This window comes from Streptomyces sp. Y1 (assembly GCF_041053115.1).
GTDB classification, from domain to species: domain Bacteria; phylum Actinomycetota; class Actinomycetes; order Streptomycetales; family Streptomycetaceae; genus Kitasatospora; species Kitasatospora rubellomurina.
In genome coordinates this window covers 5,871,446-5,897,071 of record NZ_CP163445.1, presented here as the reverse complement: position 1 = coordinate 5,897,071, position 25,626 = coordinate 5,871,446, and the positions used below count along the sequence as shown (strand labels likewise).

The window sequence follows — 25,626 nt, the reverse complement described above, 5'->3', positions numbered from 1 at the left end:
ACATCTCGCCGTTGTCGTTGCCGGTGTTGTTGATGCCGACGACCCGCCCGCTGGCGGAGTCGACGATCGGCGAGCCGGAGGTGCCGTGCGTGGTGTTGCAGCCGGAGCTGTAGCGGAGCGAGTCGTGCCAGGTCCACTGGTCCTCGCGCAGGGTGGGCACGAAGCCGTTGACGGAGCAGTTCCAGGTCTGCTTCCAGTACGAGGACGGGATGTACATCGACGAGCCGTCGACCGGGTGGGTGTCGCTGAGGGTCAGCGCGGTGGCGCCGTACTTGGAGCTGATCGACCCGTAGGTGTCGGTGAGCTCGTACAGCGTGACGTCGGTGCCGGTCATCGTCGCGTACAGCACCTTGTCCGCCTGGACGGTGCCGAGGGTGTTGCCCGCGCCGTCGAGCAGGGTGCCGCTGCGGCTGGCGCTCTGGTTCTGGATGACCTGCCCGGCCGAGGGCATGGTCGGCAGGCAGTGCCCGTTCGTGAGCATGAGCGCCCGATCGCCGGCCACCGAGGTGGGGTAGCGGACCAGCGAGGCCGAGCAGTCGTCCAGCGCGATGGTGGAGGTCAGGTCGGCCGCCTGGACGGCGTTCGCGGGGGTGGCGGCGAAGGTCAGGCCGCCCGCGACGACGACGCCCGCACCGGCCATCGCGACAAGTCTCTTCAGCATGGCTCTCCTTGTGGGGGATCGCGGGTCCCCCGGCTGGTCGCCGAGGCCCGCGCCGCACGAAAGTGCCATGCCCACTACAAGGAATCAACCGTTGTGACCGAACTGGCCACCACGGATGCGCTGTTGTGACCCGATCCCGCAACCCCCCGTCCCGGTATGCCCGTTACGGCCCGGCCCGGCGACACTCCACGCCCGGTGAAGTGCCCGCCTCCCCCGCCCCGCGACGGACCCGCCCACCCCGGAACGGTCCGCATGCGGATCGACACCCGCGCGAAGGCGTGACCGGACGACTACCGAGCGGCCACCTCCCAGGGGCCGTCCGGGGGCTTCCCGGGAGGTCAACTACGATCGGCACGTGCTCAGTCTCACCGGACTCCCCCTCCAGATCATCACCTCGGTCCTCGCGGTGGCCGTCTTCGCCGCCACCATGTGGCTGTGGCCCCGCTTCGGCGGCAAGGGCTGGAAGTCCTGGCTGGGCCGGATCGGCACCTTCCTCGCCACCCAGGTGACGGTGCTGGCCGCGATGGGCCTGATCGCCAACAGCTACTTCGGCTTCTACAGCTCCTGGACCGACCTGCTCGGCACCAGCGGCGGGCTCGGCACGGTCGTCGACCACCAGCCCAACGCCTCCGGCGTCGCCGTCACCGGCGAGCAGAAGTTCTACTCGGCGCAGGGCTCGGACCCGGAGCGCTCCGGGCTGATCCAGAAGGTCGACGTCAAAGGAGCCGGCAGCGGCCTGAGCAGCGAGGCCTACGTCTACCTCCCCCCGCAGTACTTCCAGCCGGACTTCGCCAAGCAGCGCTTCCCGATGGCCCTGGTGCTCACCGGCTACCCGGGCACCCCGGAGAAGCTGATCTCGCTCATGCAGTACCCGGCCTCCACGCTCGCCGCGATCGAGCAGAAGAAGCTGCCGCCGACCATCCTGGTGATGACCCGCCCCACCCTCGTCGACAACCGCGACACCGAGTGCGTCGACGTGCCGAACGGCCCCCAGGTCGAGACCTTCTTCACCACCGACCTGCCCAAGGCCCTCGCCACCACCTACCGGATCGGCACCGACCCGGCCAACCGGGCCGTCATCGGCAACTCCACCGGCGGCTACTGCGCGCTCAAGTTCGCGCTGCGCAAGCCCGACTCCTACCGGGCCGCGGTCGCGCTCTCCGGCTACTACAGCGCCGCCCACGACCCGACCACCGGCGACCTGTTCGGCGGCGACAACAAGCTCAAGCAGGAGAACGACCTGCTGTGGCGGCTCAAGAACCAGCCGCCCGCGCCCGTCTCCCTGCTGCTCACCACCGCGAACGACGAGAACAACTACGACGAGACCCAGGCCATGGTCGGCGCCTTCAAGGCCCCCACCAAGATGTCCACCATCACCCTGGACACCGCCGGCCACAACTTCCACACCTGGACCCGGGAGATCCCCCCGGCCCTGGAGTGGCTGGGCAAACACCTCACCATGCCCCCCGCCGCCGCGTAGATCACCCGTCCGGCCGCGCAGATCACACCCGGCTCACAGCGTCGTCTCACACTTCTCTCAGCCGCGCCACGCACCGTATGGCGCATGACCACGAGCAGCTACTCCCCTCCGGCCGGCGAACCGTGGCCCGAGGCCGCGCACTACCCGCCGCCGCAGGCGCCGCAGCCGGGTGGCCCCCTTCGGTTCGACGGGCGCCCAGCCCCGCTCTTCCCCGAGCAGCCCCTGCCGCCCGCCGGACCGAAGGGGATCGGTTCCTGGTCCGAGCGGCTGCGCACCCTGCCCGCCCGCGCCTGGCGGGGCCGCGCCGACGACCCGCGCTGGGTGCGCCCGGCCCTGCTGGCGCTGATGGCCGCCACCGCCGTCCTCTACCTGTGGGGCCTGAGCGCCTCCGGCTGGGCCAACGCCTTCTACTCGGCGGCCGTGCAGGCCGGCAGCCAGAGCTGGAAGGCCTTCTTCTTCGGCTCCTCCGACGCCGCGAACTTCATCACCGTCGACAAGCCGCCGGCCTCGCTGTGGCCGATGGCCCTGTCGGTGCGGATGTTCGGCCTCTCCTCCTGGTCGATCCTCGCCCCGCAGGCGCTGATGGGCGCCGCCACCGTCGGCGTGCTGTACGCGACGGTGCGCCGCCGCTTCTCCCCGCTCGGCGGCCTGCTGGCCGGGGCCGCGTTCGCGCTGACCCCGGTGGCGGCACTGATGTTCCGCTTCAACAACCCGGACGCGCTGCTGGTGCTGCTGCTCACCCTGTCCGCGTACGGGCTGGTGCGGGCGATCGAGACGGCCGGCACCCGCTGGCTGCTGTTCACCGGCGCGATGTTCGGCTTCGCCTTCCTCACCAAGACGCTCGCGGCCTTCCTGATCCTGCCCGCCTTCGCCGCCGTCTACCTGGCGGTGGCCCCGACCGGCTTCTGGCGGCGGGTGCGCCAGACGCTGCTCGCGGGCGCGGCCCTGCTCGTCTCGGGCGGCTGGTGGGTGGCCGTCGTCGAGCTGCTGCCCGCCTCGGCCCGCCCGTACGTGGGCGGCTCGCAGGACGACAGCTTCCTCTCGCTCACCTTCGGCTACAACGGCCTCGGCCGGGTGGACGGCAACGAGCGCGGCAGCGTCGGCGGCGGCGCCGCGCACCTGCCGGCCGGGGTCGACCTGCCGGCCGGCCTGGCGCGCGGCGGCCGCGGCTGGGGCCAGACCGGCCTCACCCGGCTGTTCGGCTCCGACATCGGCGGTCAGATCGCCTGGCTGCTCCCGGCCGCGCTGATCCTGCTGGTGGTCGGCCTCTGGGCGACCCGCCGGCACGCCCGGCCGGACACCGCCCGCGCGGCCTTCCTGGTCTGGGGCGGCTGGCTGCTCTCCACCGCGCTGGTCTTCAGCTTCATGTCGGGGATCTTCCACCAGTACTACACCGTGGCGCTGGCCCCGGCCGTGGCCGCGCTGGTCGGCATGGGCGTGGACGGGCTGTGGCGGGCGCGGCACCGGCTGCCGTACGCGCTGCTGCTGGCGGGCGTGCTCGCGGTGACGGCGGTCTGGGCGTTCGTGCTGCTCGGGCGCAGCGCCGACTTCCTGCCGTCGCTGCGCTGGGCGGTGCTGCTCGGCGGGCTGGCGTCGGCCGCCGCGCTGGTCGGCGGGCAGGCGGCCGGTCGGACCTCCGGCCGGACGGGCGCGCGGATCGCCTCGGTGGCGGGCCTGCTGGGCCTGGCGGCGGCGTTCGGCGGGCCGGCCGCGTACGCGGTGGACACCGTGAACACGCCGCACAACGGCTCGATCGTGACCGCCGGACCGTCCGTCAAGGGCGCGTTCGGGCCCGGCGGCGGGCGCAAGGGCGGCAAGGGCGGCGCGGGCGCCTGGGGCTTCCCCGGCGGGCCGGGCGGCCAGGGCGGTCAGGGCGGGCAGGGGGGTCAGGGCGGCGGACACGCCTCCCAGGGGCGCAACGGCGGGGGCTTCCCCGGCGGGTTCCCCGGCTTCCCGGGCGCGGGCGCCAACCCCGGCTTCGGCAACGGCAACGGCTCGCCCAACGGCAACGGCAAGGCGAACGGCCGCCACGAGCGCGGCGCGGACGGCGCCAACGGCACGGGCGGCACCAACGGCACCGCCCCCGCCCCCTTCGGCGAAGGCGGCTTCCCCGGCGCCCCCGGCGGCATGGGCGGCCCCGGCGGCATGGGCGGCCTGCTCGGCGGCACCAAGGTGAGCCCCGAGGCGGCCGACCTGCTCGCCCAGGACGCCGACCACTACACCTGGGCCGCCGCGACGGTCGGCTCGCAGAACGCCGCCAGCTACCAACTCGCCACCGGCAAGCCGGTGATGGCCCTCGGCGGCTTCAACGGCACCGACCCGTCGCTGAGCCTGGCCGACTTCCAGAAGTACGTCCAGCAGAACAAGGTGCACTGGTTCATCGCCGGCGGCTCGCACCGCGGCTTCGGCGGCGGATCCGGCGAGGGCACCGACGAGGCGCAGTCGAACGAGAGCGGCCAGATCGAGGCCTGGGTGACCGCCCACTTCACCAAGCGCACGGTCGGCACCGCCACCTTCTACGACCTGACCGCCCCCACCTCCTGACCACATTCCGTCCCCCGATGACGGAGGGGGCGCACCGCGATCCCTCGCGGCGCGCCCCCTCCGCGCGCTGTGCCGGCCGGTCAGTCGCTCGGTCGGCCAGTCGGCCGGTCAGTCGGTCGGACAGTACGTCCCGGCCTCCGGCATCCGCCCGTCCACCAGGAACGCGGCGACGGCGTCCCGCACGCACCCGCTCTTGTCGTACGCGGTGTGCCCGTCGCCCTCCCGGGTGAGCAGCACGCCGTGCGCGAACCCGGCGGCCATCCGCTGCGCCCACAGGTAGGGGGTGACCGGGTCGCCGGTGGATCCGACGACCAGGATCGGGGCGCTGCCGGCCGCCTTCACGGTGTGCGGCTTCTCCGGCGAACGGAACGGCCAGGCCCGGCAGTCCGGGTCGAGCAGGGTGATCCGGGTGTCGTGCCGGCTGGTCAGCGGGGCCCGGACGGTGAGGTCGGCGAGCGCGGCGCGCAGGTCGGCGTCGGTGGGCGCGAGCGGGGCGTCGGCGCAGTGGATGGCCGCGAAGGCGTCCGCGGTGGTGTCGTAACGGCCGTCCTGGTCACGGCCGTTGGCGGCGTCGGCGAGGCGGAGCAACCCGTCCGCGTCACCGCGGGCGACGGCCGGTTCGACGGCCTCGCGCAGCCGGTCGAAGGACCGGCGGCCGTCGTAGAGGACGCCCAGGACGCCGGCCCAGCCGAGGGCGGCGGTGAGGGTGCGGCCGTCCTCGCCGTGCAGCGGGTGGTCCCGCAGGCCGTCGAGGAAGTCGGCGAACCGGCGCGGGGCGGCGGCCGGGTCGGTGCCGAGCGGGCAGGTGTCGTCGGTGGCGGCGCAGTCGGCGGCGAAGGCGGTGAACTCGGCCTCGGTGGCGGCGGCCTGTTCGCCGTTGAGGTGCATCAGGTCGGTGCTGCGCTCGACGGCGCCGTCGAGGACGAGCCGGCCGGTGCGCCCGGGGAACTCCTCGGCGTAGAGGGCGCCGAGGTAGGTGCCGTAGGACAGGCCGAGGAAGTCGAGCCTGGTCTCGCCGAGGGCGCCGCGCAGCACGTCCATGTCCCGGGCGCTGTCGCGGGTGCCGAGGTGCGGGAGCAGGTCGGCGGCCTTGGCCCGGCAGGCGTCGGCGAGCACGCGGCCGTGGTCGTAGCCGGGGTCGTCGGTGGAGGTGTACTCGTCGCGGGTGCGGTCGTCGAGGCAGTGGACGCCGGCGGTGCGGCCGGCGCCGCGCGGGTCGAAGCCGACCAGGTCGTAGTGGTCGTGCAGCGGGCCCTGGTAGTTCTTCCAGCCCCACTGGACCATCGCGGTGCCGGAGTTGCCGGGCCCGCCGGGGTTGAGCACCAGGGAGCCGAGGCGCCGGCCGGGGTCGGCGGCGGGCACCCGGGCGACGGCGACGTCGAGGGTCGCGCCGCCGGGGGCTGCGTAGTCGAGCGGGACCTTGAGGGTGGCGCACTGGACGGGTCCGTCGCCGTCGCCCTGGTCGGCACAGGGTTGCCAGTCGATCCGCTGGTCGTAGAGCGCGCGCAGCGCCGGGTCGGTGCCGGCGGGGGCCCGTTCGGACAGCGGCGGGCGGGTGGCCGGGCCGCCGGGGGCGGGCGCGCCGGTGCAGCCGGCGGGCAGCGCGACGGCGAGCACGGCGGCCAGGGCGGGCAGCGCGCGGCGGCGGGAGAGCCGTTGGATCTTCGAGTCCACCGCTCACGGATACCATCCGGGCCCGGCCCGGGTCACGCCGGGGCCCGGGCCGGAGGTGTGCGGAAAGGTTTCCGCAGCTGTCGGACGCGCGCCTCCTCAGCCGTCGCAGAGCCGCAGCATGGCCTTCTTGTCGGCCTCGGTGACCGGCAGCCGGTACTTCAGCGAGACCTGGGCGAAGCGCACCGCGTACGAGCAGTGGATCGCCGGGTCGGCGGGCAGCCAGGCGGCCGGGCCGGAGTCGCCCTTGGAGGCGTTCTGGGAGCCGTCCGCGGGGATCAGGTTGAGCGGGTCGTTGGCGATCCGGACGCGCTTGGCCCGGTCCCACGCGGCGGCGCCCATCTGCCAGTCGTAGGACAGCGGCATCACGTGGTCGATCTGGATCTTCCCGGCCTGCTGCTTGCTCCACCGGACGGTCTGGCCGGTGTACGGGTCGCGGATGGTCATCGCGGTGACCACGCAGTCCGAGCCGTCCTTGCGCTCGACGGCGGTGCCGTCCCGGGCGAGCAGGTCGTTGCGGGTGTCGCACTTGTTGCCGCCGAACGGGACGCCCTCGACGCTGTCCGTCCAGGCGGGGCCGAACTCGCCCCGGTCGTAGCCGTCCCGGGGCCCGGCGGCCGCGGTGGCGACCTCGGCGATGAGCTCGCGGCCCGCCCTGCGGTCCTCGGCGGTGGCGAGCGGGGCGAGGCCGGGCCGGGTGCCGTCCGGGTTCTGCAGCGGGCTGGTGCCCGGGCCCGCGGCGGGCGCGCCGCCCTTCGGCTGGTCGCGGCCGCCGAGCAGCCAACCGGCCAGCGCGAGCGCGCATATGAGGAACACGGTGGCGGCGGACAGCCAGGTACGGCGGGCGGGCACGGCGAACTCCCGGAATCAGGGGTGGGTTGACGGTGAACCAGCAGATCAGCCACCCCAAGAGCGGGTCAAGGCGACGCCACGCGCGGGCCGAGGAGCATGGCGGAGCTCACACCTCCTCCGGTTCAGCCGCCGATCGCGGACATCGGGCGGTCCGGGCGGACGAAGTCGGCCGAGCCGACCGCGTGCCCCGGCCCCTTGCGGGCCACCGAGGCCCGCCAGGCCGCCTCGACCTCGGCGTCGTCCGCGCCGGCGCGCAGCAGCGCCCGCAGGTCCGACTCCTCGGTGGCGAACAGGCAGTTGCGCAGCTGCCCGTCCGCCGTCAGCCGCACCCGGTCGCAGCCGCCGCAGAACGGCCGGGTCACCGAGGCGATCACCCCGACGACCGCCTCCGTGCCCGCGATCCGCCACTCCTCGGCCGGCGCGCTGCCGGGCCGGCCGAGCGGCACCAGCTCGAACCGCTCCCCCAGCGCCGCCAGGATCTCCTCCGCCGTCACCATCGACGCCCGGTCCCAGGCCCCCTGCGCGTCCAGCGGCATCGACTCGATGAACCGCGGCCGGTACCCGTGCTCGACGGCGAAGGCCGCCAACTCGGCGATCTCGTCCGCGTTCACGCCGCGCACCGGCACCGTGTTCACCTTCACCGGCCCCAGGCCCGCCGCCCGCGCGGCCGCCAGGCCGGCCAGCACGTCCGGCAGCCGGTCGCGCCGGGTCAGCGCCGCGAACCGCTCCGGGCGCAGCGTGTCCAGGCTGACGTTCACCCGCCGCAGCCCCGCCGCCCGCAGCCCGGCCGCCGCCCTGGCCAGGCCGATGCCGTTGGTCGTCAGCGACAGCTCCACGCCCAGCGCCGCCAGCCGGCCCACCAGGGCGACCAGGCCGCGGCGCAGCAGCGGCTCCCCGCCCGTCAGCCGTACCGACCGCACCCCCAGCCGCTCGACCCCGACCCGGACCAGCCGCAGCACCTCGTCGTCGGTCAGCACCCCCTCGCGCGGCAGCCAGTCCAGGCCCTCCGCCGGCATGCAGTACGTGCAGCGCAGGTTGCAGCGGTCGGTCAGCGAGACCCGCAGATCGGTGTGGACGCGGCCGAAGCGGTCCACCAGCGGGCGCGGTGCGGTGTTCATCGACCCAGTACAGGGGGCGGACGGGCGGCGCGGCCAGCGGCCGAACCGCCGGGGCGCGGGCACGGCCGGCGGCCCGGGCTTGTGGGTTCGTCCAACTCCGGCCCCCGGGTGCTGCGCGACGGCCACCCGGCCGGGCAGGCTGGGCCCATGAGCCGCACCGCAGCCCACCCCGCCCCCGCGCCCGCGGCCGCCGACCGCACCCGCGCCGCCGTCGGGCCGACCGCATGAGCCGCGGCCGGCCCCCCGTCCCCGCGCTGGTGCTCGCCGCCGGCGGCGGGCGCCGTCTCGGCGGGCGTCCCAAGGCGCTGATCCGCTACCGGGGCCGCCCGCTGGTCGAGCACGCCGTGGCGGTCGTCCGCGCCGGTGGCTGCCCGGACGTGACGGTGGTGCTGGGCGCCGAGGGCGACCGGGTCCGGGCCACCGCGCACCTGCCCGGGTGCCGGCTGGCGGCCAACCCGGACTGGGCCGGCGGCATGGGCTCCTCGCTGCGGGCCGGGCTGGCCGCGCTGGCGCCGGAGGCGTCGGCGGTGCTGGTGATGCTGGTGGACACCCCGGGCGTCACCCCGGCAGCGGTGGCCCGGCTGCTCGCCGCGCACCGGGCGGGCGCCGAGCTGGCGGCCGCCGCGTACGACGGGCGGCGCGGGCACCCGGTGCTGATCGGCGCCCGGCACTTCGCCGAAGCGGCGGCGGGCGCGGACGGCGATGCCGGTGCCCGGGCGCTGCTGGCCGCGCACGCGGGCGAGGTCGTGCTCGTCGAGTGCGCCGACGTCGCCGTGCCGGACGACCTCGACACGCCCGCCGACCTGGCCCGCTGGTCCGCCGGCTGACCACCCGCCGGGTGCCGGGGCCGTCCGCCCTCCACCTGCCGGGGGACCATCCCTGATCCGTCCCTGAGGATTGTCCCATTCCGCGCCAACCGTCCCCCGTTTGGGGGAGCATGGGAATCGCCGCACCCACCCGACCCCAACGGACGGAGCCCGCGATGGCCGGACTGCCCGACGACTTCACCGGACACGACCCCGCCCTGCCGGGGCCGGGAGCGGGCGGTGGCGCGCGGGCGATCCGCTGCCCCGCCTGCCGTCGCGAGCACCTGTACGAGCCGCCCTCGCTGCCGTGCCCGTGCGGCGCCTCGCTGAAGGTGCCGCTGCTGCGCGGCGGGGTGCCGGTGCAGGTGCGGTTCCGCTCCTGGGAGGACTCCTGGCTGAGCATGCGCTGCCCGCACTGCGGCCGCTCGGACCAGTGGCCGCAGCCCGAGTTCACCTGCAACTGCGGCGCGACCGTCCGCCTCCCGGTGGACCGCGCCACTCGGCTGAACGCCGGCACGGCCGGCCCGCTCACCGCCGCCGGCCCGCAGTCCTCCCGCCCGCAGCCGGCCCACCCGATGGGCGCCCCGGTGCCCGCCCCGCCCGCGCCGCCGGCCCCGCCCGGGACCACCGCCGGCCGGGCCCGCCCGTTCCGCCACCGCACGCCGTTCCGCCCGCACCCGGTGCGCACCTCGCAGGACGCGGTGTTCACCGCCGCCCGCTACCTGGAGTGGCTCGGCTTCGACGACCTGGAGCTGACGGAGGCCCAGGAGCGCGACGGCGTCACCCTGCTGGGCAGCCGGATGGTCGCCCAGGTGGACACCTGGACCGAGCCCGCCGACGTCAAGTCGGTGGAGTGCCTGTGGCTGCAGACCCTGCACGCCGAGGAGATGGCCGCCGCCATGTTCACCCTGGCCGGCTACTCGCACCAGGCCACCGTGCGCGGCGAGCAGCTGCTGGTCGCCCTGTTCAGCCTGGACCTGGCCGGCGTGCCGCAGCCCGCCAACGGCGCGGCCGAGGCGCTGATGGAGACCGGCTGGACGTCCTGACGGCCCGCCGCTCCCCCACTAGATCATCCGCCCCGGAAAAGCAACAACCTGCGCTCGTGATCTGGTGCACAAGCTCACCCCCGTGTTGAATTGCCGCCACAGCGCGGGACTTCGCCCTGCAGCCCGCCGTTCCGTCATCATGCGAACGGACCGCGGCAGCGCGCCTGGGCGGGCCCCGTGCCCGGCTGGATGGCGCGCACAAGGAGGTGGCGTTGTCGGAGCACGGATGGGGCCCGAGCGGCCCGGACGGGCTGGGGCGGGCAGCGGAGGAACCGGGCGACACCGTATGGCGACTACGGTCCCGGGCGTGCTGGCAGGAGGCCGCCGACCTGCTCCGGCCGGCCGCCGAACACGACCCGACGGCCGCCCTCCGGCGGGCCGAACTCCTCATCGAGCAGTGCCTGTTCACCGCCGCCCACTGGATCCAGGCGGAACAGGCACTGCGCCTGGCCGAGGCGCTGGCGACCGGCACCGAGCAGCGCGCGGCCGCCGCCTGCGCCCGCGGCTTCCTCGCCTACGTGGCCAGCGTGCTCGGCCCGCGCGACCGGCTGGACGAGGCGCAGGCGGCACTCGGCCGCACCTCGGCCCTGCTGCCGCCGGGCGCCCCGGGCCGCCCGCTGCTGGACTTCCGGCGCGGACTGGTCGCCGAGAACCTGCTGCGCGACCGCGGCGCCGCCTGGATCGCCTACCGCCGGGCGCACGAGGCCGCCGGGGAGCGCGGCGACGAGCTGCTGCGCTCCTACACCTGGCGCCACCTGGCCGCCCTCGCGCTGTCCCGCGGCGACCGCGGCCACGCCCGGGAGGGCTTCGACGCCTCGCTGCGGCTGCGCGAGCAACTCGGCTTCACCGTGGGGGTGGCGCCGGCGCTCGCGGCGCTCGCCGAGGTGTCCGAGCCGGCCGAGGCCGCGCGCCTGCGCGCCGAGGCCGCCCGGCTGGTGCACGCGCTCGGCGGCGTGCCGGTCTGGCTCGCGCGCCAACTGGCCGCCCCGCGACCGCCCGGCACTCCCCCGGACGGACGCAGCACCCGCGAGACCCGGGGCACCATCAGCTAAGGTGAGCCTAACCTGGCCGGGGTGAGCAGTACCCCGGCCGGGTCAGCCTTGCCGTTCCCCGGGCACCGCCATGCCCCGGCCCGGCCGGGCCCGGCGGGCAGCAGCACGGCCGGGCACCCCGGGCCCCCATGCGCGGCCCCGGTCGACCCGATGGGGCCCGACCATGACCGCGAGCAGCACCCGGCCCGTCCCCGCACCGTGCGCCCCCCGCACCACCGAGGCGCACACCCCGGCCGCCGCGCCGGACCCCACCACCCCCTGCGCGCCGTCGTACCACCGGCTGACCGGCCTCACCCCGACGCTCAGCGTGCGCTGCGCCCCACCCCCGTCCGGCGACGGCTGGCTGACCGCCGCCGACCTGGCCGAACGCCCCGCAGCCGTCCGCGACCTGGTCGCCGTGGACGCCCGCCAGGGCCTCGCCCGCTACGGGCGGCCGCTGCGCCCGGACGTGGCGGCCGGCTTCGGCCTGCACCGCGCGGTCTGGCCGCTCTCCCTGCTGTTCACGGTGCCGTGGTTCCTGGAGCGGCGGGTGCCGCTGCTCGGGCCGGGGGACGTGGCGCTGCGCCGGGGCAACGCCGCCGTGGAGCTGACGGTCCGCCCGGCGGCGTTCGTCTGCCTGCCGGACGACCCGGCGGCCGCCTCACCGGCCACCGCCCCGGCCGCCCGCACCGCAGCCGTCCGCACCGTGGCCGTCCGCACCGCCCCGGACGAGACCGCGCTGGCGGCCGAACTCCGGTGCGCGCTGGGCGCGTTCCTGGACCCGCTGCTGGCCGCGTTCCGCCCGCAGGTGCGGCGCGGGCCCCGGGTGCTGTGGGCGATGGCCACCGACGCCGTGGTGGAGGGGCTCTGCTACGCGGGCGGGCTGCTCGGCGAGCCGGAGCGGGCGCGCGCCGAACTGTCCGCACTGCTCGCCCCCGACGACCGAGCGCCCACCGACCCAGCGCCCGCTGACCGAGCGCCCGCCGGCCGAGCCCCGGCGGGCCCCACCCCCGCGCACGCGCCCGGCGCGCCGGGCCGCCCCGCTCCCGCCCCGGCCCCCTTCACCCCGGGCGCCGGTTTCGCGACCCCGGCGCCCGGCCGGGGCGGCGCTCCCGGAGCACCCTCCGGAGGCGGCGCCCCGGACGCGACGGCCCGGGCCAGGGCCAGCTGCTGCCTCGTGTACACCGCGGCCCCCGAGGACATGTGCGCCGGCTGCCCCCGCGTCACGCGCGGTTGACGAAAACCCGTTCGACCTCGAACTCGAAAAGCCCGGAATTCCGGGAATCGCCCGCTTCGAATTCATACGACGATGCGACCGACGCGGGGCCAGAAATCCCTCTACTCAGCGCATTGACGGTGAATCCGCCATTCCCCCGCCGAGCATCCGCCATGATGGTCCCCGCCATCACGGCGCAGGAACTCGACGCAGAAAGCGAGGCTGGTTCCGGCGATGAAATTGTCCGACATACCGCTCGGCTGGGCCGTCACCGGAGTCGCGGGGCTGCTGGTCAGCGCACTCCTGGTGGCCCTGGCCCGGAGCCGGGGATCCGCCGCCGGGGCGGACTCCTGGGAGCGTTCCGAGGAACGGCGCCGCAACAAGGAATCCCTGTACGGCGCCGCCTCGTACACGCTGTTGTTCTGCTGCGCCGGGGTCGCGGCCGCACTCTCCTTCCACGGGCTGGTCGGCTTCGGCATGCAGAACCTCGGCCTGTCCGGCGGCTGGGAGTACCTGGTGCCGTTCGGGCTGGACGGCGCCGCGATGTTCTGCTCGGTGCTCGCCGTCCGCGAGGCCAGCCACGGCGACGCCGCACTCGGCTCCCGGCTGCTGGTCTGGCTGTTCGCCGGCGCCTCGGCCTGGTTCAACTGGGTGCACGCCCCGCGCGGCTTCGGCCACGCCGGCGCCCCGCAGTTCTTCTCCGGCATGTCGCTGTCCGCGGCGATCCTGTTCGACCGGGCGCTCAAGCAGACCCGCCGGGCGGCGCTGCGCGAGCAGGGTCTCGTCCCGCGGCCGCTGCCGCAGATCCGCATCGTCCGCTGGCTGCGCGCCCCGCGCGAGACCTACGCGGCGTGGTCGCTGATGCTTCTGGAGGGCGTGCGCAGCCTGGACGAGGCGGTGGACGAGGTCCGCGACGAGAAGCGGGAGCGGTCGCTGGAGAAGGAGCGGCGCAAGCTGGCGGGCCGCCGCGAGCGGGCCGAGATCCGGGCGATCAACCGGGGCAGCGCCACCTGGCGCGGCCGCGGGAGCACCACCGCCGCCCGGCAGTTGGAGTCCGGCTCGGAGCCCGCCATAGTCGGCGGGCCGTCCGGCCCGCGCGCGGTCGAGGCCCCGGAGGGCGACTCCGGGGCCGCCGAGGGCACGGTCGTCCAGCCCGGCCTGCCGGCCCGGCCGGAGCGGCGCACCGTCGACCTCACCTCCGAGGAGGACACCGTCACCCTGCCCCGGCTGGACTCGCTGGAGCGCAAACTGAAGGACCTGGAGCAGCAGTTCGGCTAGCTGCTCCTCCTCCCCGGCACGGCCCTCACTCCCGGACCGAGGGCCGCAGGACGAGCGACGCGTCGGCTCCGAGGAGCCGGCCCGCGCTCGGCGGGAGGGGGACGGAGAGGGTCGCGTCCCGGTCCGGGGCGAGCGGGCCGTCGCTGATCGGGTAGCGGTCGGCGATCGCGACCGGCACCTGGGAGTTCCAGGCGGCCCAGAGCCGCAGCTCGCCCTTGGGGTCGTCGGCCTCGTGCCCGACGTCGACGATCAGCGTGTCGTCCCAGTCCGCCGTCTGGGCGAGGTGGTCGCGCCAGAACAGCAGTCCGTGCTCCTCGGTCAGCCGGGAGACCCGCAGGTGCAGCGAGTAGCGCGACGGTAGCGACACGGGCGTGTTGGAACCGTCCGCGGGCATGGTCAGCGGGTCGAGCAGGAAGACCGTGGTGAGCGGGATCGGGCCGCCGTCCGGCTCGGGCTCCAGCGTGACGGGGCAGTGGTGCGCGGCCAGCTGCTGGTGCATCACGACGGGCAGTCCGCGGATCGACAGCTGGATCTCGCCCTGCCAGAACGACCGGCGGCCGTCCGCGTCGGGCGGGGCGGGCGCCAGACCCGCCAGGGCGATCTCCACCCGCTTGCGGCCGAACAGGAAGCGGCGCAGGTTCTGGTACCCCTCCTCGGAGTTGACCAGGCCGTAGCGGCCCGAGTGCGAGCGGTGGACGTACGCGCGGTGCGCGCCCTCGACGTAGGCGTTGCGGATCGCGACCAGGCCGTCGCTCTGCGGGCCCACCACCTTCTGCGCCAGGCCGTAGTCCCCGGCGTCGGTGCCGACCACGCAGAAGATCCGGTCGGTGTCGAAGTCCTCGGGCGGGACCACGTTCACCGGCCAGTCCGGCGGCGCCTCGGTGCCGAAGTCGACGTGCGGCACCAGGTAGCCGTACATCTTCTCGGGCGCGAAGATGTCGGAGCCGACCGGGCCGAGGTCCTCCATGAACTCGTCGAGCAGGCCCCCGCCGACCGCGAAGGCGATCCCGCCGTGCGGGGTGCCGTAGGTGAACAGCCGGTCGACCAGGTCCTTGCCGGGCAGGGTGGGCCGGAAGTCGCCGAGGCTCTGGTGCGACCACTTCTGGAGCATGCTGCGGCAGATCAGGCCGCCCATCGAGTGGGCGATCAGGACGACCTTGTCGGCGCCCGTCTTCTCCCGGACCAGCTGGACGAGTTCGTACAGGTCGCGGGCCGCCGCCTCGATGTCGAAGTCGGCGGCCTTGCCGCCGAAGGTGTCGGCGGACGCGTCGTAGAAGCGGTGGATCCAGACGGTCGCCGGGTCCACCGACCCGGCCGCGCGGGCGCGCAGGTAGGACTTCGGGTCACCGGTCACCAGCGGGTGGTAGCCGTCCTCGGCGAAGAGCCGCAGCAGCGGGCTCTCGAACTGGTAGTACTGGGCGGCTCCGTCGCCGCCGACCCGGATGTGGGTCGACCCGTCGTTGAAGCCGTAGAAGGGGTCGTCGACCTGCTTGTCGATGCCGCTGGTGCCGCCGGCGAAGCCGCGCACGTAGATCAGCGGGAGGCGGGCGACGTCCGCGGTGGCGTCGTGCGGCTCGGCGGGCTGCCGTTGCGGGGGCGGCAGCGGGACCGAGGGGGTCGCGGGGGTTCCGTCGTGCGTGTGGTGATGGAAGATCGACACCATGGCGTGATCCTCGGGTTCCGCAGAGTGGTGATGACTGCCCGCCGTCCACCGGCGACCGCCTGCGACCGGCGAGCCGGAGCCACACGCCCTCACCGGCTGCCGGGACGCGCCGGGGCACGTGACCTGTCTTCAGATTACGCCCCTCCAGACCGTCCGGACCGGGCCGGTTTCCGGCGGTCCGGCCGGTCCGGACGGGCGCGGGCCGGGCGCCCGTCCGGTCAGGCGGCGGCGACGCCGCTGAGCTCGAACCACATCCGCTTGCCGGAGCCGCGAGGCTCCACGCCCCACGCGTCGGCCAGCGCCTCGACCAGCATCAGGCCGCGCCCGGAGGAGGCCTGTTCGCCGGGCGTCCGGCGGGTCGGCCAGAGGTCGGACTCGTCCTCCACCTCGACCCGCAGCCGGGCCCGGCCGCCGTCCGCGGCCGGCTCCCGGTAGAGGCGGGCGGTGAACATGGCGTCACGGTCCGTGTGCCGGATGGCGTTGGTGACCAGCTCGGAGGAGAGCAGTTCGGCGGTGTCGATGAACTCGGCGACGCCCCACCGGCGCAGCGCGTCGCGCAGCTCGGCCCGGACCTCGGCGATCCGCGCCAGGTCGGCCTGGCCGATCCGGCGGCGCAGCTGCTGGGCGGCGAGCCCGCCCGACGGGCCGTCCCAGCGCAGGAGCAGCAGCGCTATGTCGTCCTCGCGCTCGCTGGACTCGGCGGCCTGGGAGGCGATCCGGTCGGCCAGCTCCTCCAGCGGGTCGCGGGCGGCCCCGTCCGCGGCGGGCAGCGGGGCGGCGAGGGCGCGGGTGAGCCGCTCGACGCCCTGGTCCAGGTCCATGCCGCGCGACTCGACCAGGCCGTCGGTGCACAGCAGCACGGTCTCGCCCGGGTCCAGGCTGAACCGGGTGACCCGGTACTCCTGGTCCGGGTCGATGCCCAGCGGCAGCCCGCCGGCCACCGGCACCACGGCGGCGCTGCCGTCCGCGCGGCGCACCACCGGGTCGAGGTGGCCGGCCCGCACCGCGTAGACCACGCCGTAGTCGACGTTGACCTCGGCGTAGGTGCAGGTGGCGAAGTGGTCGGTGTCCAGGTCGGCGAGGAAGCGGGAGGCGCGGGCCATCACCGCGGCGGGCGGGTGGCCCTCGGCGGCGTAGGCGCGCAGCGCGATCCGCAGCTGCCCCATGATCCCGGCGGCGTGCACGTCGTGGCCCTGCACGTCGCCGATCACCAGGCCGACGTGCCCGCCGGGCAGCGGCACCACGTCGTACCAGTCGCCGCCGATCTGCAGGCCGGAGCCGGCCGCCAGGTAGCGCACGGCGGTGGTCACGCCGGGCACGGCGGGGACGGTGCGCGGCAGCATCACCCGCTGCAGGCCGGCCGCCAGCTCGTGCTCGGCGTCGTGCAGCCGGGCCCGGGCCAGCGACTGGGCGACCAGCCCGCCCAGGGTGGTGAGCAGGGTGCGCTCGTCCGCGTCCAGCTCCCGCTCGTCGTCGAAGCTGACCACGCACACGCCGATCGCCCGGCCGCTGGCCACCAGCGGCAGGTACGCCCAGGAGCCGCGGCCGTTGCGGCTGGTGGGCTCCCACACCTCCGGGTAGCCCTCGCGGTACTCCGCGCGGGAGGAGACGAACACCGGCGCGCGGTGGCGCAGCGCCTCGGAGGCCGGGTGGCCGGCCGGCAGCAGGGTGCGGTCCCAGACGGCGAGCGACTCGGTCAGGTAGCCGGAGGCGCCGAGGATCTGCGCCCGCCCGGCCTCGAAGGAGGCGAGCACCAGGCCGTCCGGCGGCAGGCCGGGCAGCGGCAGCTCGGTGAACACCCGGGCGACGTCCCGGACGGTGACGGCCTCGGACAGCGCGCGGGCCGCCTCCTTGATGAACCGGGAACGCTCCTCGCGCAGCAGGGCGAGCCGGTCCGCGCGGTCGCGCTTGTGCAGTTCGACGGTGGCGTCCCAGACGAAGCCGACCATCCGGGAGGCGCGGCCGAAGGCGTCGGCGAGCACCCGGCCGCGGAAGCGCACCGCGCGCATGCTGCCGTTCGGCCCGACCGTGCGGTAGTAGGCGCCGCACTGGCCCAGCTCGGCGACCGCGCGCTCGACCCGGCGGCGCACCACGGGCGCGTCCTCGGGGTGCAGCAGGGCGAGGAAGGAGGCGGCGGTGCGGTCGAAGCGGCCCTGGTCCATGGCGTCCAGGCCGATGATCGCGCAGGCGCGGAGGTCGCCCTCCAGGACGTCGCGGCGGATGTCCCAGTCGAAGGAGCCGATGCCGTTGGCGGCCATCGCGGGCTCCAGCCAGTCCGGCATGGTGTCGGCGGAGGCGGGCGGCAGGCCGCCGGAGAGCACCGGGGCGAGCCGGGCGGCGGCGAGCGTCGGGGGCACCCGGGAGCCGCGGCGGGAGGCCTGCGCGGGCGGTCGGGCCCGCCCGGGGGCCGGCGGTTCGGCGGCGGACGTGCCGGCAGGAAGCGCCGGACCCGGCGACTCGGGCTCAGTGGGCATGCTGCTCCTGCCGCTGCCGCGGCGGACCGAGCCGATCGTCCGGACGGGCCGCGTGGCGATGTGATGGATCGTGCTGGATCGGGCGGTGTCGACGGGCGCTGGTCAGTCGAGGTTCGGTCTCCCCGCAGCTTCCCGCACGTGGACACACAGTCCCACCATCCTGGCCAATGATGCGCCGAGCGGCAATGCCATCGGACCGGAAATCTTCCGTTCCGCCTTCTGTTCAGGGCTTGCTTCGACGGCGAATCAATCGACGGCGAACCATCGTACGGGACGCGGCGGCCCGGCGCCCGGCGCCCGGCAGTCGGCAGTCGGCCCGCGGCGGACTCACGGCGGCCCCGCCGGCTCAGGGCAGGGCGAGCTCGAACCAGGTCACCTTGCCGTCGCCGCGCAGCTGCACGCCCCAGGAGTCGGCGAGCGCCTCCACCAGCAGCAGGCCCCGCCCCGAGGTCGCGGTCTCGGCGGCCGGCTCGCGGCGGCGGCCGGGCAGCCGGCTGGTGCCGTCCTGCACCTCGATCCGCAGCCGCAGGTCCGACCCGAGGACGGCGTCGAAGACGGCGCCCTCGCCGGTGTGCAGCAGCGCGTTGGTGACCAGTTCGGAGGAGAGCAGCTCGGCGGTGTCGGACAGCTCCGGCACCCCCCAGTGGTTCAGCGCCGAGCGCAGCCGCCGCCGGACCGAGCCGACCGCGGGCAGGTCCGCCGGGTCCACCGTCAGGTGCAGCCGGCGGTGCAGTGCGCAGCCCGGGGCGGGCACCGCCGGCAGGGCCGTCCCGGTGCTGCCGACCGGCCCCTGGACCGGGCCGGAGCGGTAGCCGTCGCCCGAGCCCGTCCGCTGCCGCGGGAATCGCGACTGACCGTCCATCACCAATGCCCCCGCCTTCAAATCCCGGGCCCCCGCGTCCGGAATCCCCCGCCGGCCGGGTGGCCCCCTCGTTCTGGCCACCCATCGTCATGCCCAGTTGACGGCGTTTGCAACAGTGTGCGTCCGATCACCTGGGGTGAAAGGGGCACGGGGCGGTTCACGTGATCCAACTGCCCGCGCCGGACAGGTTTGCGAAGCGCAGAGGCTGTTTTCGAACCCGCTCCCGCCCGATCCCGCGCACGCCCGGCGCCCGTACGGACCGTGCTCCCCGCCGCGCGCCCCCGCGCCCGCCACCGCCGCACGCCGCCCGCACCCGGCCCCTCACCCCCGCCGCCCGCCCGGCGGGCCGAACGCGTCGGGAGCGGCAACGCTGGACAGGGCGCCCCGGGCCGGGTTCAATGACCCGGGATGTTTGAACGGCGTTCTAACATCACCCCGGAAGCCCGCGCGGCCCCGCGCACCGGGCCCCCGGCCGACCCCCTCCCCCGGCGACGCGAGCGAGGAACCGTGCGACTGACCCCCACCGAGCGGGACCGGCTGCTGATCTTCACAGCAGCCGAACTGGCCCGCGCCCGCCGCGCCCGGGGCGTGCGCCTCAACATCCCCGAGGCGACCGCCCTGATCGCGGACACCGTCTGCGAGGCCGCCCGCGACGGCCGGCGCCTCGCCGAGGCCATCGAGGCCGGCCGCTCCGTCCTCACCGCCGACGACGTGCTGCCCGGCGTGCCCGACGTGGTCACCGTCGTCCAGGTCGAGGCCGTCTTCGACGACGGCACCCGCCTCGCCGTCGTCAACGACCCCTTCCGCGGCGCCGGCTCGCTCGGCGACGGCGCCCCCGGCGGCGCCCTGATCGGCGACGGCGCCGGCTACGACCCGGTCGAGGAGACCCTGCTGCTCCCCGTCCACAACACCTCCGGGGTGCCGATCTCCGTCACCTCGCACTTCCACTTCTTCGAGGCCAACCCGCGCCTGGCCTTCGACCGTGCCGCCGCCTACGGCACCCACCTGGCCGTCCCGGCCGGCTCCTCGGTGCGCTTCGACCCCGGCGCCACCGTCGAGGTCGGCCTGGTGCCGATCGGCGGCGCACGCGTCGCGATCGGCTTCGCCGGGCTCGTCGACGGGCCGCTGGACGCGCCCGGCGCCAAGGAGGCCGCCCTCGCGAAGGCCCGCGCCACCGGCTACCTGACCAGCTTCGACGACGCCGAGGTGCCCTCATGAGCTCGATCACCCCGCACGACTACATCGCGGTGCACGGCCCGCGCGCCGGCGACCGGGTCCGGCTCGGCGACTCCGGCCTGATCGTGCGCGTCGAGTCCGACTCCCAGGCCCCCGGCGACGAGTTCCTGGCCGGCTTCGGCAAGACCGCCCGCGACGGCCTGCACCTCAAGCCCGCCGCCGTCCGCGACACCTGCGACGTGGTGATCAGCAACGTGCTGGTCATCGACGCGATCCAGGGCATCCGCAAGACGTCCATCGGCCTGATCGGCGGCCGCATCGCCTCCATCGGCCGAGCGGGAAACCCGGACACCCTGGACGGCGTGGACGTCGTCGTCGGCACCGGCACCACCATCGTCTCCGGCGAGGGCCTGATCGCCACCGCCGGCGCCATCGACACCCACGTCCACCTGCTGTCGCCCCGCATCATGGAGGCCTCGCTGGCCTCCGGCGTCACCACCATCATCGGCCAGGAGTTCGGCCCGGTCTGGGGCGTCGGCGTCAACTCCCCCTGGGCACTGCGGCACGCCTTCAACGCCTTCGACGCCTGGCCCGTCAACATCGGCTTCCTCGGCCGCGGTTCGTCCTCCGACGAGGCCCCGCTGATCGAGGCCCTCGCCGAGGGCGGCGCCTCCGGCTTCAAGGTGCACGAGGACATGGGCGCGCACACCCGCGCACTGGACACCGCGCTGCGCGTCGCCGAACAGTACGACGTCCAAGTCGCCCTGCACACGGACGGGTTGAACGAGTGCCTGTCCGTCGAGGACACCCTCAAGGTGCTGGAGGGCCGGACCATCCACGCCTTCCACATCGAGGGCTGCGGCGGCGGCCACGTCCCCAACGTCCTCAAGATGGCGGGCGTGCCGAACGTCATCGGCTCCTCCACCAACCCCACCCTGCCGTTCGGCCGGGACGCGCTCGGCGAACACTTCGACATGATCGTCTCCGCGCACGACCTCAAGACCGACCTGCCCGGCGACGCCGCCATGGCCCGCGACCGCATCCGGGCCGGCACCATGGGCGCCGAGGACGTCCTGCACGACCTCGGCGTCATCGGCATCACCTCCTCCGACGCCCAGGGCATGGGCCGCGCCGGCGAGACCGTCCGCCGCACCTTCGCCATGGCCGGCAAGATGAAGGCCGAACTCGGCCCGCTCGACGGCACCGGCTCCTACGGGACCACCGCGAGCGGCGACGACAACGAGCGGGTGCTGCGCTACATCGCCAAACTGACGATCAACCCGGCCATCGCCCACGGCCTCGCGCACGAAGTCGGCTCGATCGAGATCGGCAAGCTCGCCGACATCGTGCTCTGGCGCCCCGACCACTTCGGCGCCAAGCCGCAACTCGTCCTCAAGGCCGGCTTCCCCGCCTACGGCGTCGTCGGCGACCCCAACGCCTCCACCGACCGCTGCGAACCCCTCGTCCTCGGACCGCAGTTCGGCGCCCACGGCGCGACCGCCGCCGACCTGTCGGTCGCCTTCGTCGCCCAGGCCGCCGCCGACGGCGCCTACCTCGACCGCCCCGCCGACGGCCTGCCCACCCGCCGCCGCCGCGTCGGCGTCCGCGGCACCCGCGGCATCGGGCCGCGCGACATGGTCCGCAACGCCCGCGTCGGCCGGGTCGACGTCACCGAGACCGGGCTGGTCTCCCTCGACGGCTCACCGCTGCGCTCCGAACCCGCCGACAGCGTCTCGCTCAGCCGCCTCTACTTCCTCTGACCCCCTAGGACCCGACGATGACCGCCCCCACCCCCGCCGCCCTCGGCTTCCGGATGCCCGCCGAATGGCACCCGCACGAGCGCACCTGGATGGCCTTCCCCACCGCCAACCCCACCTTCGAGAGCCCCGAGCAGCTGCACGCCGCCCGCCAGGCCTGGGCCGCCGTCGCCGACACCATCGTCCGGTACGAGCCGGTCACCCTGATCGTCAACACCGGCGAGACCGAGCAGGCCCGCACGTACGTCTCCGCGCAGGTCGAGATCGTCGAACGGCCCCTCGACGACGCCTGGATGCGCGACATCGGCCCGTCCTTCCTGATCGACGGCAAGGGCGCCGTCGCCGCCGCCGACTGGATCTTCAACGGCTGGGGCGCCCAGTCCTGGGCCCGCTGGGACCACGACCAGCACATCGCCGAGCACATCGGCGAACTGACCGGCGCACGGCGCTTCGCCTCCCGGCTCATCAACGAGGGCGGCGGCATCCACGTCGACGGCGAGGGCACGGTGCTCGTCACCGAGACCGTCCAGCTCGGCGAAGGCCGCAACGCCGACTGGACCAAGGAGGAGGTCGAGGCCGAGCTGCACGCCTTCCTCGGCACCACCAAGGCGATCTGGCTGCCGCGCGGACTCACCCGCGACTACGACGAGTTCGGCACCCGCGGCCACATCGACATCGTCGCCTCCTTCGTCCGCCCCGGCACCGTCGTCGCCCACGTCCAGCCCGACCCGGCCCACCCCGACCACGCCGTCTGCCAGGAACTCGTCGCCATCCTGCGCGCCTCCACCGACGCGCGGGGCCGACAGCTCGAAGTCATCGAACTGCCCGCCCCCACCGTCCTGCTGGACGAGGACGGCGAGCCCGTCGACTACTCCTACATCAACCACTACGTCGCCAACGGCGCCGTCGTGCTGTGCGCCTTCGACGACCCGCGCGACCAGGAGGCCGCCGACCTCCTCGCCGAGGCCTACCCCGGCCGCACCGTCGAACTCGTCGACGCCCGCGAGATCTTCGCCAACGGCGGCGGCATCCACTGCATCACCCAGCAGCAGCCCAAGGCGCTCTGACCCGCCCGCCCCGGGCGGGAGCCACCCGCTCCCGCCCGGGTAGCCTGCTCGGGCCCGTCCGACACGCCCCCGGGCACCGCACCACCGAGGGAGAGCACGAGAGATGGCGGACCCCCGCCCGCGCCGGCCCGCGCGCCCCCGCGAGGAGGTCCTCGCCGCCGCCCGGGCCGCGATCGCCGAACACGGACTCGCCCGACTCACCATGGCCGGCCTCGGCAAACAGCTCCAGATGAGCGCCGGCCACCTGCTCTACTACTTCGGCAGCAAGGACCAGCTGCTGCTGGAAACCCTGCGCTGGAGCGAGGACCAGCTCGGCACCCGCCGCCGCGAAGCCCTCGCCGACCGCACCCGCGACCCCTGGTCCCGGCTCGACGACTACCTGCGCCTCTACCTGCCCGAAGGCCCCGGCGACCCGCGCTGGATCCTGTGGGTCGAGGTGTGGGGCCGCTCCCCCGCCAGCGCCGAGATCCGGCAGGGACAGCAGGACATCGAGGCCCCCTGGCAGGCCGACCTGGTCGCCCTCATCGACGAGGGCACCGCCGCCGGACAGTTCGCCCCCGGCCCGGCCGCCGACCGGGCCGTCCAACTGCGCGCCCTGCTCGACGGCCTCGCCGTCCCCGTCGCCATCGGCCTGCCCGACGCCCACCGGGCCGGCGCCCTCGCCCAGGCCACCTCCGCCGCCACGGCCCTGCTGCGCGCCTGAGGGCGAGGGAGGGAGGGCCGGGGGAGGGCCGCCGGCGCTGCGGGCGGGGGGCGGCCCGGGCGGCGGCGCAGGAAGTCGGGCGGGCCGACTTCCTGTCCAGAGAAGGTGGGCAGGGGGTGGGGCCGCCCGTCACTCGGCCCGGACGGCGGCCACCGGGCCCGCCGCCGCAGCGGGCCCGCTCGCCCGCGATCCGCTGCGGCCCGCCCGGCGATCACCACGAACTCCGTTGACAGGACCGGCCGTTCGGCCCCAGCAGGCCAGGGCCGGACCTGCCGCCTGCCGCCACCGACCCGGAGGACGACCACCTGGCCGCCGCCCCATCGGGCCGCTCCTCCGCTCTCCGCACGGGCCGGCCGGCGATCACCACGAACTCCGTTGGCAGATACGGCCGTTCGACCCCAGCAGGCCTCGGCGGCCCGTCACTCGGTCCAGACGGCGGCCGCCGTGCGGTCGTCCGCGTAGCCCTTCGCGCGGACCTGGACCTGGCGCAGGAAGTCCACCGTGCCCGGCGGGTGCGGGTGCGCCCAGTGGGAGGACAGGAAGTGGGCGACGGCCGGCTCGTCGGCGATCGGACGGGCCAGGCCCGGGCTGCACAGCAGCAGGATGTCGCCGGGCGTCGCGGGCACCAGCCGGAACCGGAACGGGCGCGGGTCCGGGACGGGGGCCTCCGGCACCGGCGGCTGGCCGTCCGGGTGGTGGAGCAGCCGGGCCGCGTACGCGTCGATCCAGTGGCCGGAGCGCAGCAGGTACAGCCCGCCCGGGCCGACCCCGAAGGCCGCCCGGTAGCCGGCCTCCGGATCCAGCGACACCATCAGGCAGTGCAGCGAGGCCGGGGACGGCGCGCCCTCCCCCGCCGACTGCGACTCCGGCTCCGGCTCCGGCGCCAGCGCGCGCAGCGGGGCGACAGCGCCGGTGGCCAGGCGCTGGAGGCCGTAGCGGAGCCGGTCCCGGGCGCCGTCGCGCAGGTCGGCGGCGAGCCCCGCACGGCTGCGGCCGATCGCGGCGGCAAGCTGGCGGCAGGCCTCGCCGGTGGCCGTGGCGACGGCCGCCGGGTCGAGCGGCCGCTCGTCGGCGGCGCCCGTCCGGCCCAGGCTGCCGAGGACGGCGAGCAGCAGGCCGTCCGGGCCGTCGCCGAACCTGGTCACCAGCAGGGTGTCGCGGCGCGGCTCGCCCCGGAAGCGGGCAGAGTCGCCCCGGACGGAGACGGCGCGCAGCACGGTCGGGCCGTACTGGGCGCCTTCCAGCGCGGTGTCCGGGGCGAGCAGGCCGAGCACGTCCGGGTCGGCCTCCGGGACGGCGGTCGGCTCGGGCCCGTACGTCGGCGGGCGCTCGCCGACGTGCGGGACGGCGGGCGCCTCGGCCGGGAGCGGGGAGCGGGCGAGGGCCTGGCGCGGGTCGGGGGCGGTGGGGACGGGGGGTGCGGGGGGTGCGGGCTCGGGGTCGGGATCCGCCTCGGCGACGGGCTCGGGCTCGGGGGCGGAGGTCTGCTCGGCGACCGGCTCGGGCTCGGGCTCCGGTTCGGGCTTCTCCAGGGAGACCGGGGCGGGGGCCGGCTCGGGCTCCGGTTCCGCTGCGGCGGCGGGCTCCGGCGCCGGCTCCGGTACGGGCTCCGGTTCCGGCTCCGGTACGGGCTCGGGCGTGGGCTCCGGTTCGGCGAAGGAGGGCGCGGGGAACCGATGGGTGTCCGCCGGATCGCGCGGCTGCCCGATCACGCCGAGCGCGGTCTCGAACCAGTCGTCGATGCTGTCCCCCGGCGCCGCCGGCTGCGCCACCGCCCCGGGCTCAGGCGCAGGCTCCGGCTCGACGGCCGGCTCGGGCTCCGGCTCGACGGCCGCCTCCGCCGCCGGTTCCCCCGTGCGCTGCCGCCCGATGAGCCCGACCGCCGTGTCGAACCACTCGTCGACGCTGCCGCCGCCCGAGTCGGCGTCGGGGGTGTCGGGGAGGGTGCCCGCCGGGCCTTCGTAGACCGCGTCCCACCAGCCGTCGTCCGGCCGGTGCGGCTGTGCGGGGGCACCCTGCTTGCTCATCTGGCGGCTCCTGGTCGTCCGTCCGTGATCACGCCGCCCCCGGCAGGGGCCGGGCTCGACGTCATTGTCTCCAAGCGCAACGACCGTGTCCGGGTTTCGGCGACAACCGGTCACCGAGTGGAGCATCCCGGCCATCGCCCCGACCAGCCGGTTCTCCGCCCGTCCACCGGTGACTCCACGGGCGCGTCCGGCCC

The 25,626-nt window shown here is 75.5% G+C and carries 18 protein-coding genes and 1 pseudogene; 11 read left to right on the top strand and 8 right to left on the bottom strand.

Annotation, left to right across the window (positions count from 1 at the left end; all coding sequences use genetic code 11):
• Positions 1–43 precede the first annotated feature (43 nt).
• Positions 44–640 (bottom strand): annotated as a pseudogene (locus AB2U05_RS25670) (serine protease); the annotation flags it as partial.
• 376 nt (positions 641–1,016) lie between these two features.
• Here AB2U05_RS25670 and AB2U05_RS25665 point away from each other — a divergent pair.
• A complete protein-coding gene (locus tag AB2U05_RS25665) occupies positions 1,017–2,141 on the top strand; it encodes an esterase family protein (protein ID WP_045711506.1) in 1,125 nt (374 codons plus the stop codon).
• Positions 2,142–2,225: 84 nt separating this feature from the next.
• Positions 2,226–4,685 carry an ArnT family glycosyltransferase gene (locus AB2U05_RS25660; protein WP_369184366.1) on the top strand — a complete coding sequence of 820 codons (2,460 nt, stop codon included), beginning with the start codon at positions 2,226–2,228 and terminating at the stop codon, positions 4,683–4,685.
• Positions 4,686–4,793: 108 nt separating this feature from the next.
• On the opposite strand, the gene AB2U05_RS25655 is transcribed toward AB2U05_RS25660, so the two are convergent.
• The 3 genes from AB2U05_RS25655 to moaA all read right to left on the bottom strand — a co-directional run bounded on the left by AB2U05_RS25655 (position 4,794) and on the right by moaA (position 8,326).
• Positions 4,794–6,359, bottom strand: a complete 1,566-nt coding sequence (locus AB2U05_RS25655) for an alpha/beta hydrolase (protein WP_369184365.1) — start codon at positions 6,357–6,359, stop codon at positions 4,794–4,796.
• Between the two features lie 96 nt (positions 6,360–6,455).
• Complete coding sequence (locus AB2U05_RS25650; RefSeq protein WP_369185999.1) at positions 6,456–7,136, bottom strand: HNH endonuclease family protein; 681 nt, start codon at positions 7,134–7,136, stop codon at positions 6,456–6,458.
• A 194-nt stretch (positions 7,137–7,330) separates the two neighbouring features.
• The gene (moaA, locus tag AB2U05_RS25645; RefSeq protein ID WP_369184364.1) at positions 7,331–8,326 is read right to left on the bottom strand and encodes a GTP 3',8-cyclase MoaA; all 996 of its coding nucleotides are present in this window, start codon (positions 8,324–8,326) and stop codon (positions 7,331–7,333) included.
• Between the two features lie 224 nt (positions 8,327–8,550).
• On the opposite strand from moaA, the gene AB2U05_RS25640 reads away from it, so the two are divergent.
• The 5 genes from AB2U05_RS25640 (at position 8,551) to AB2U05_RS25620 (ending at position 13,703) form a co-directional block, all read left to right on the top strand.
• On the top strand, positions 8,551–9,153 hold the full coding sequence (locus tag AB2U05_RS25640) for an NTP transferase domain-containing protein (protein ID WP_369184362.1): 603 nt from the start codon (positions 8,551–8,553) through the stop codon (positions 9,151–9,153).
• 155 nt (positions 9,154–9,308) lie between these two features.
• Positions 9,309–10,178, top strand: a complete 870-nt coding sequence (locus tag AB2U05_RS25635; protein WP_244179049.1) for a hypothetical protein — start codon at positions 9,309–9,311, stop codon at positions 10,176–10,178.
• Positions 10,179–10,429: 251 nt separating this feature from the next.
• The gene (locus tag AB2U05_RS25630) at positions 10,430–11,230 is read left to right on the top strand and encodes a hypothetical protein (RefSeq protein ID WP_369185998.1); all 801 of its coding nucleotides are present in this window, start codon (positions 10,430–10,432) and stop codon (positions 11,228–11,230) included.
• Positions 11,231–11,393: 163 nt separating this feature from the next.
• Positions 11,394–12,446 (top strand): (2Fe-2S)-binding protein, encoded by a 1,053-nt coding sequence (locus AB2U05_RS25625; RefSeq protein WP_369184361.1) that lies wholly within the window; start codon positions 11,394–11,396, stop codon positions 12,444–12,446.
• Between the two features lie 213 nt (positions 12,447–12,659).
• Complete coding sequence (locus AB2U05_RS25620) at positions 12,660–13,703, top strand: DUF2637 domain-containing protein (RefSeq protein ID WP_045704169.1); 1,044 nt, start codon at positions 12,660–12,662, stop codon at positions 13,701–13,703.
• A gap of 25 nt (positions 13,704–13,728) precedes the next feature.
• Here AB2U05_RS25620 and AB2U05_RS25615 read toward each other — a convergent pair whose 3' ends face one another.
• The 3 genes from AB2U05_RS25615 to AB2U05_RS25605 form a co-directional block, all read right to left on the bottom strand.
• Positions 13,729–15,366, bottom strand: a complete 1,638-nt coding sequence (locus AB2U05_RS25615) for an esterase/lipase family protein (RefSeq protein ID WP_369184360.1) — start codon at positions 15,364–15,366, stop codon at positions 13,729–13,731.
• A gap of 218 nt (positions 15,367–15,584) precedes the next feature.
• Positions 15,585–17,840, bottom strand: a complete 2,256-nt coding sequence (locus AB2U05_RS25610) for a SpoIIE family protein phosphatase (RefSeq protein WP_078860950.1) — start codon at positions 17,838–17,840, stop codon at positions 15,585–15,587.
• Between the two features lie 346 nt (positions 17,841–18,186).
• Positions 18,187–18,702 carry an ATP-binding protein gene (locus tag AB2U05_RS25605; protein WP_341846042.1) on the bottom strand — a complete coding sequence of 172 codons (516 nt, stop codon included), beginning with the start codon at positions 18,700–18,702 and terminating at the stop codon, positions 18,187–18,189.
• A gap of 507 nt (positions 18,703–19,209) precedes the next feature.
• On the opposite strand from AB2U05_RS25605, the gene AB2U05_RS25600 reads away from it, so the two are divergent.
• The 4 genes from AB2U05_RS25600 to AB2U05_RS25585 all read left to right on the top strand — a co-directional run bounded on the left by AB2U05_RS25600 (position 19,210) and on the right by AB2U05_RS25585 (position 23,405).
• Positions 19,210–19,920 (top strand): urease subunit gamma, encoded by a 711-nt coding sequence (locus AB2U05_RS25600; RefSeq protein ID WP_045704167.1) that lies wholly within the window; start codon positions 19,210–19,212, stop codon positions 19,918–19,920.
• Positions 19,917–21,638, top strand: a complete 1,722-nt coding sequence (locus AB2U05_RS25595) for an urease subunit alpha (protein ID WP_369184359.1) — start codon at positions 19,917–19,919, stop codon at positions 21,636–21,638. Before AB2U05_RS25600 ends, AB2U05_RS25595 begins: the two co-directional genes overlap by 4 nt.
• Positions 21,639–21,655: 17 nt before the next feature.
• Positions 21,656–22,702, top strand: a complete 1,047-nt coding sequence (locus AB2U05_RS25590; protein ID WP_369184358.1) for an agmatine/peptidylarginine deiminase — start codon at positions 21,656–21,658, stop codon at positions 22,700–22,702.
• A gap of 103 nt (positions 22,703–22,805) precedes the next feature.
• A complete protein-coding gene (locus tag AB2U05_RS25585) occupies positions 22,806–23,405 on the top strand; it encodes a TetR family transcriptional regulator C-terminal domain-containing protein (RefSeq protein WP_369184357.1) in 600 nt (199 codons plus the stop codon).
• A gap of 419 nt (positions 23,406–23,824) precedes the next feature.
• On the opposite strand, the gene AB2U05_RS25580 is transcribed toward AB2U05_RS25585, so the two are convergent.
• Positions 23,825–25,432, bottom strand: coding sequence for a hypothetical protein (locus AB2U05_RS25580; RefSeq protein WP_369184356.1), 1,608 nt, complete (start codon positions 25,430–25,432; stop codon positions 23,825–23,827).
• Positions 25,433–25,626 lie beyond the last annotated feature (194 nt).